Source organism: Kitasatospora sp. NPDC047058 (assembly GCF_040643935.1).
Taxonomy (GTDB): Bacteria; Actinomycetota; Actinomycetes; order Streptomycetales; family Streptomycetaceae; genus Kitasatospora.
The window spans coordinates 1-6,590 of record NZ_JBEYVJ010000366.1; the positions used below are offsets into that span (position 1 = coordinate 1).

Sequence of the window (6,590 nt, forward strand, 5' to 3'; positions counted from 1 at the left end):
GGCCGCCGCCAAGGCGCTGGCCGGCGTGGTCGCCGACGAGCTGACCCCGCAGAAGGTGATCCCCTCGCCGTTCGACGAGCGGGTCGCGCCGGCGGCACCGGTTGGCGGACCCGTTGTCGGATCGTTGCCGGATGGGCTGATCTTGGTGAGAAATCCGGTGAGAGGCGCGGGCTTCCATACGGGCGCTCGCCGCCAGCGGGGCGGCGGGCACCGACGTTGAGGAGCCCGTGATGGCGACGCCGCCCGAGATCGACCACGCCGTGATCGCCGCGCTGTACCAGTCCCGGATGGCCACGGCCGAGCAGCTGCGTGTCCTGCACACCCCGAACAGCAAGCCGGAGCTGATGCGCCGCCGCCTTCGCCGGCTCAAGGTCGAGGGCCTGGTCGAGGACGTCACTCTCCCGCAGGCCGGGAAGCTGCGGGCCTGGTTCCCGACCGAGCGGGGCGCGCGGATCGCCGCCCGCTTCCCGGAACTGGAGGGCGTGGCTTCCCCGCCGCTGCCCGAGGACAAGACCGAGGCGCGGCTGCGGGTCGGACACATCCTGGCCGTCACCCGCACCCAGGCCGCGTTCGTCGCCGGCGCCCGCCAGGCCGGGGACGAGTGCGCGCCGCTGGACTTCCTACCCGAGGTCTACCACCGCTACGGCGAAGGACGGGACGGCGCCGTCATCCCCGACGGCCTGCTGCACTACGCGACCGGCGGGCCCGGCCGGGCGCTGCACCGGGCATTCGTCGAGGTCGACCGCGGCACGATGGCCAGCGAGAAGCTCGCCGCCAAGCTGATCAGCTACGCCGGCTTCCGCGCACACCACCCGATCCCGCCCCACCTGCGGCGCACCTCCCACGCGCAGAGCATCCTGTCGGCCTGGCAGCAGCACTACGTCGTCTTCCCGCGGCTGCTGTTCGTCCTGGCGGACACCGGCGAGCGTGCTGCCCGGCAGCGCATCCGTGACCTCCAGGCCCTTGCCGACGGCCACCCGCTCGTCGCCCGGATGCTGATGACCGTGAAGGCCGGCGCGGCCCGCCTGGCCGACCTGGAGCAGCACGGCACCAGCGCGGCGGTCTGGCACACCCTCACCGATCACACGCGGCCCTTGTGCGGGGCCTGGGCGCTGTAGGACGCAGCTTGGTGGTCCTGGCCGTATCAGCCGGACGCGGTCGCGAGGCGGTGGACCTGGGCGGTCACCAGGTCACTGCGCAGGGCAGGTGTGCGAGCGGTGTCGTCGCCGGTGAGGAGAAGGACACGGTTGTCGCCGACGGCCGCGTAGACGTAGACACGCGTGAACCCGCCCTGGGACGCCACCGCGCCGGTCGGTGCGACGATACGGAAGCCCACGGCCGGAACCTCCAGCCCCTCGACGGGAACCGCCTCGACCCGCAGCTGCAGCCCGCTCCCCGCCCGGAAGCGGGTGCAGCCACCGCCGTACACGGCACGCTCAAGCGCGTCGAAACGTTCCCGGGACCGCCCGTCGGGAATGCTCCCGAGGTCCGCCAGGGTCCGGTTGCCGAGCACGTTGTTGCCGGTGACGTACCAGCGACGGGCGGAGTCCCGCAGCTGCTCGGAAACCGCGGTGAGCACCGGCCCGCACGCCGGGTACTGCTGGATCTGGTCGGCCAGGTCGGCCGGTGTGCCGGGCGCGACCTTGGCGGGCTCGGTCGTGCTACCCGACGGCAGGTCGGCAACCTGCAGGAGCGCGGCGTCCAGCTGCTCCCGGGACAGGGGGGCGAGCGGCCGCCACGGCGCGGCCGACAAGGCCAGCGGGGACGCCGGAGCCGGTGGAGACGACGCAGACGCAACGGCACCACGGTCAGGACCGGCCGGAGACGCAGCCCCCGGGGCCGGTGCGGACGAACAACCCGCCATGAGACCGGTCATCGCCAGCATCACCGGCGCCAAACGGACGACGAACCGCGTCAAAGGGTGTCTCCTGATCTCCCGCTTCCCGTCGGACAACGGCCTCCGGAACAGGCCGGGACGGACACGGTCATTATGATCATTCGCCCGAGCGGCACGCTCAGCATTTTTCCCACGAACGGCACGGCCGCTCCCGACGCCCGCACGCGCGGCGAGGCCTGCGGCCCGCTCGACCTCCTCCCTCCCCCGAGCTACCGGTCGAGGGCGGCTGGGTGTACCGGCCCGCCGCCGAGTCGCCTACACCACTGGAACCGGCGACGACCGGCACCGGCTGCGGGCGTTCGTCGAAGTCGACCGCGGCACGATGGCTAGCGAGAAGCTCGCTGCCAAGCTGATCGGCTACGCCCGCTTCCGCGAGCACCACCCGATCCCGCCCCACCTGCGGCGTACCGTCGGCGCGCAGAGTGTCCTGCCGGCCTGGCAGCAGCACGACGTGGTCTTCCCGCGGCTGCTGTTCGTCCTGGCCGACACCGGCGAGCGTGCCGCCCGGCAGCGCATCCGCGACCTCCAGGGCATCGCCGATGCCCACCCGCTGGTCGCCCGGATACTGATGACCGTGAAGGCCGGCGCGGCCCGCCTGGCCGACCTGGAGCAGCACGGCACCAGCGCGGCGGTCTGGCACACCCTCAGCGACCACACGCGGCCCCTGCGCGGGGCCTGGGCGCTGTAGGACGCAGCAGCCGGTCCGGGCTGGGGCGGCATCAAGGTGTCGGCCCTGGCCATCAAGGGATCCGGAGCCACCATCAAGGTGTCCCGGGCCCGGGCATCAAGGAGTCCGGGGCCACCAAGGTTTCTGGGGCGGACCATCAAGGAAGCCACCAACATTGGTGGCCGTTCGCGGCACCAACGTTGGTGGGGGCCGTTACGTGATCGTTGCGGCCAAGGGGGCTGTTCACCAAGGGATCCGCCAAGGTTCGCGGGGTTCAGTTCGGCGACCGCGCGGGGCACCAGGCCCCGCGCCCAGGCGACAGGGGCACCCGCGATGACGAAGTACGACCACGCCGGGAAGAGGACCAGGGCGAGGACCGGTGCGGAGCCGGACGGCGAGACCCGGGAGGTGGAGATCACCTGGGCAGTGGTGGCGTCGCTGTTCCAGTTCCGGATCGCCACCGCCGAGCAGCTGCGCCAGCTGCACGCCCCGGACAGCAGCATCGAGAAGATGCGGGCCCGGCTGCGCAGACTGCGCGAGCAGGGGCTGGCCGAGGAGCTGGTGCTGCCGCAGTCCGGGCGGGCGAAGGGCTGGTTCCTGACCGAGCACGGCGCGAGGATCGCCGGCGTCTTCCCCGAGCTGGCGGATATCCCCGCGCCCAAGCTGCCCGGCGACAAGGAGGGCTTCAAGTTCACCCTGTACCACCAGCTCGCCGTCGTACGGACCCACCTGGTGTTCCTCGCCGACGCCCGCAAGCGGGGCGACGCCTACGGGCCGTTCGACCTGATCCCGGAGATCACCCACCGCTTCGCCGAAGGCAAGGAGGGCACCGTGCGCCCGGACGGCCTGCTCCACTACGGGCGCACCGCCGGCGAGCGCCGCTCCACCCACCAGGCGTTCGTCGAGGTCGACCGCGGCACCATGGGCGGCACCCGGCTGGCCGCCAAGCTGAACGCCTACGCCCGCTACTGGGCAACCGCGCCACTGCCGCCCGGCGTCCGGCACGGCACCATCGAGGCCCAGGGCGGCGGCGATCCGCTCTGGGGACGCCGCTACCCGAGGTTCCCGACACTGCTGTTCGTCCTCACCGGCACCGGCCAGGCCGGCTTCGCCAACCGCGCCGACGACCTGGAACGCATCGCCCGCACCCCGTACGTCGCCAAGATGCTGCGCACCGTCCCGGCCGGCGTCGCCAAGCTGGAGGACCTGGAGGCCGAAGGCCCCGGCTCCGACCTCTGGTGGTCGATCGCCGACCTCGAAGCCGGACCCGCCCCCTGGTGGGAGCTGACCGGCACCAGGCCCTGACCCGCGCGCGGCCCGTACCTTGATGCCCGTCCCGAGCCCGGGGCGGGCATCAAGGTATCCGGCCCGCTCCCACCAACGCTTTGATCTGCGACGTTATCTCGCCGTGACCAGGCCGCCAAGGTATCGGTGCGGCGTCCGGGGTGGTCATCAAGGTATCGGCGCCGGCCCCAGGGCGGGCATCAAGGTGTCGGCGGGGCGTGGCCGGGTGCGGATCCGGTCGCGCGTACGATCCCTGCCGTGGGCAAGCAGAAGACCTTCGAGTACCCCGGCCGTCTGATCAAGGCGCAGCGGGCGCTGGTGGGCGTTCAGGCCGAGCGCCGCGCGTTCCTGGCCGCGCTGCCGTCCTGGGGCGGCGATCTGGAGGCGGCCCGGGAGGGGCTCGCCGAGGAGCAGCTGGCCGAGTCGGCCCGGCTGGCGGAGGCCCAGCGGCAGGCTGCCCACGCGGTGTGGGCGAACGCGTATTGGGCGGAGCTTTCCGGTGAGGACCGGGTCGCCGCCCGCAGCCAGCTCAAGCGCGTCGGCGAGTCGGCGGAGCCTGCGGTCGCGTAGCCGCCAGGGGGCGCTCCGAGGCCATGCCACGCCGGCGTCACCCCGCGGCGGGTACACGGTCTGCACCGTTGGGTAGTTCGGGCAGTGGCCAGGCCGGGTCGGGCGCCCAGGTGGGCCAGGGGTCGGCGAACGGTCCGGCGCGGTCCTGGAGAAGGCCGAGGGCGCGTTCGCGGGCCTGGTCGACAAGGCGGTGGTCGGCGTCGGTGATGAAGCCGAGGCGGCGGCCGTGGTCGTACTCGTCCTCGTCCTTCCAGGTCGCCGAGGACAGGTCGGGCTCGACCACCAGGTCGACGAGCAGGTCCAGGGTGTCGATCCCGATCCGCGTCCGGACCGCCGGGCGCTCGAAGTTCACGTACAGGCGCAGCGGGTCGCCCGCCGGGGTCTGGAAGTGGTGCAGGGAGAACCACTCGCCGGTCTCGAAGCGGGAGCGCAGGACGGTGTGCCGCCAGGCCCACGGCTCCAGTTCCCAGGTGCCGGCCGCGAGGTTGGCCAGGCCGTCCTTGCGGGTGGTGTCGTCGCCGGTGCGCAGCGCGGTGGTCCAGGTGGTTGGGGCGAGGGCGCGGATCCCGGGCCAGTAGCCGATCTCGAGCAGGGTGCCGGTGTCGGAGATCGCCCGGTGGGGCTGGGCGGACCATACCTTGCCGAGGTGGATGTCACGGCGCACCACCGTGGAACCGGGAGTGAACGGGGTCCCGGTGACCGGCACGGCGGCGGTCACCGCCGGCCCCAGGTCTTGCAGGCGGGCTCGTGCCAGGTGGTCCGGACGACGACCCCTCCGGGGGTGAGGTGCTCGCTGGACCAGGTCCGGCAGCAGCCGCCGCCCGGTCGAGCCGGGGCCGGCGGCCTGGCGACGCGGACCACAGCAGCGGGGGTGGGAGCGGTCGGTGCGGACGGACGTCGGCGGCGGCGCCTGGTCGTGAGTGTCGTCATGTCGCAGGCTCTGCCCAGCACGCCGCCGCGCCGAACCAGGCCGCCACCCGAACAGACCAGCCAGGGCGAAACTCACCACCCGTGATCTGCGCTGGTGAGTTTCCGCCCCGAAGTGGCCGGCCCATGGCGGGCAAACTCACCAGCAGCGTCGAGGCGAACTCGATCCCGGAGGGAAACTCACCGGCGCAGATCACGGGCAGCGGCGCCCGGCGCCGGTCGGGGCACTGGAGGTGCGGTCGGAGATGCCGGTGGAGGCGGCGCGCGGCCCCTTGTCCCGGCCGGGCAGGCGCCAACCGTCGGTGGTGATGGTGAGTCCGAGGCGTTGATGCTGGGCTGGCCTTCGTCGTGCCACCGGGTGAGAAAAGCCTCGTACTCGTCCCATAGGCGGCGGCCGCCGTACAGCGCGGTCCCCACGTGTGGGTGTCCTGCGGCAAGTGTTCTCGTGGTCGCGGTGGGCTGTGGTCGGGAGCGCGGCGCGGCCTCGGGTCATGGGGTGCTCGCTCGGGCGTTGGTGTGGCCAGGAGCGGGGTGTGCCCCGGATGGTCCGGGGCACACCCGGTGGTGTGGGTGCTACATCATCTGCTGTTCGGTGAGGTCGTTGGCCTCAGGGGGTGCGTTCGGGGTTGAGCGTCCACTGCTGGTTGAGCTGGACACCCGGGCAGTTCCAGATGCCGAGGCGGGTGCCCTGGGCGGTTGCCCAGCCGGGCAGTTCGAGGCACCGGCCGTTGGGGCTGGTCGCGTCCACCGTCGCGGGGAGATAGATGCGGCCGTCGGGGCGCACGGCCCACTTCTGGCCGTTCTTCCCTTCGCACCGGGCGAGGACCGCGGTGGTGCCATCGCCGAGGGCGTCGTCTTTGGTGGAGACGCAGTAGCTGCCGGCCCTGATGGTCCCGTCCGCCGCGAAGTTGAACCGCTGGTTCGCGGTGTTCCAGCAGCCCCAGATGGCGAGTGTGGCGCCGGCACTCCGGCCGCCTTCGGCGTCCATGCACTGCCAGCCCGCGCTGTTGGGGCGGACTGACACGCTCGCGTCGGCGTAGCCGAGGAGCTGCCAGGGGTTGAAGCCGTCGACCTTGTTCCTGGTGGCGTCGCTGCTCTTGCCGGGGAAGACGGTGATGGCGTTGTTGTTGTCGACTGCCCAGGCGTCGGGGTAGCCGTCGTTGTTGAGGTCGCCGGCGCCGATCTTCGGGCCCGATCCGCACACCACACTGGGAAGGTGTCAGCCATGCACCTGACCAACCGCAC

At 72.5% G+C, this 6,590-nt stretch carries 8 protein-coding genes; 5 read left to right on the top strand and 3 right to left on the bottom strand.

Annotated elements, in window-relative coordinates; genetic code table 11:
• Both ABZ885_RS32900 and ABZ885_RS32905 read left to right on the top strand, forming a co-directional pair.
• The coding region (locus ABZ885_RS32900) for a hypothetical protein (RefSeq protein ID WP_360196876.1) at positions 1 to 220 on the top strand (220 nt) is incomplete at its 5' end.
• A gap of 10 nt (positions 221 to 230) precedes the next feature.
• Positions 231 to 1,118 carry a replication-relaxation family protein gene (locus tag ABZ885_RS32905; protein WP_360196855.1) on the top strand — a complete coding sequence of 296 codons (888 nt, stop codon included), beginning with the start codon at positions 231 to 233 and terminating at the stop codon, positions 1,116 to 1,118.
• A 26-nt stretch (positions 1,119 to 1,144) separates the two neighbouring features.
• On the opposite strand, the gene ABZ885_RS32910 is transcribed toward ABZ885_RS32905, so the two are convergent.
• Positions 1,145 to 1,753, bottom strand: coding sequence for a hypothetical protein (locus ABZ885_RS32910; RefSeq protein WP_360196858.1), 609 nt, complete (start codon positions 1,751 to 1,753; stop codon positions 1,145 to 1,147).
• Between the two features lie 466 nt (positions 1,754 to 2,219).
• Between ABZ885_RS32910 and ABZ885_RS32915 the strand changes: the two genes are divergently transcribed.
• From ABZ885_RS32915 to ABZ885_RS32925, 3 genes are all read left to right on the top strand, one after another.
• The gene (locus ABZ885_RS32915) at positions 2,220 to 2,585 is read left to right on the top strand and encodes a hypothetical protein (protein ID WP_360196861.1); all 366 of its coding nucleotides are present in this window, start codon (positions 2,220 to 2,222) and stop codon (positions 2,583 to 2,585) included.
• 312 nt (positions 2,586 to 2,897) lie between these two features.
• Complete coding sequence (locus tag ABZ885_RS32920; RefSeq protein ID WP_360196864.1) at positions 2,898 to 3,869, top strand: replication-relaxation family protein; 972 nt, start codon at positions 2,898 to 2,900, stop codon at positions 3,867 to 3,869.
• A 237-nt stretch (positions 3,870 to 4,106) separates the two neighbouring features.
• Positions 4,107 to 4,418 carry a hypothetical protein gene (locus ABZ885_RS32925; protein ID WP_360196867.1) on the top strand — a complete coding sequence of 104 codons (312 nt, stop codon included), beginning with the start codon at positions 4,107 to 4,109 and terminating at the stop codon, positions 4,416 to 4,418.
• A 37-nt stretch (positions 4,419 to 4,455) separates the two neighbouring features.
• Here the strand turns inward: ABZ885_RS32925 and ABZ885_RS32930 are convergent, their stop codons facing one another.
• Both ABZ885_RS32930 and ABZ885_RS32935 read right to left on the bottom strand, forming a co-directional pair.
• Entirely contained in the window at positions 4,456 to 5,136 is a 681-nt protein-coding gene (locus tag ABZ885_RS32930) for a DUF402 domain-containing protein (protein WP_360196870.1), read from the bottom strand.
• Positions 5,137 to 5,952: 816 nt separating this feature from the next.
• Positions 5,953 to 6,552, bottom strand: a complete 600-nt coding sequence (locus tag ABZ885_RS32935) for an RICIN domain-containing protein (protein ID WP_360196873.1) — start codon at positions 6,550 to 6,552, stop codon at positions 5,953 to 5,955.
• Positions 6,553 to 6,590: the final 38 nt, after the last annotated feature.

What these genes read in the sequence shown, in the direction of transcription:
- ABZ885_RS32905 (WP_360196855.1), top strand. Translation starts at nt 231, where the DNA reads ATGGCGACGCCGCCCGAGATCGACCACGCCGTGATCGCCGCGCTGTAC.
- ABZ885_RS32915 (WP_360196861.1), top strand. Translation starts at nt 2,220, where the DNA reads ATGGCTAGCGAGAAGCTCGCTGCCAAGCTGATCGGCTACGCCCGCTTC.
- ABZ885_RS32920 (WP_360196864.1), top strand. Translation starts at nt 2,898, where the DNA reads ATGACGAAGTACGACCACGCCGGGAAGAGGACCAGGGCGAGGACCGGT.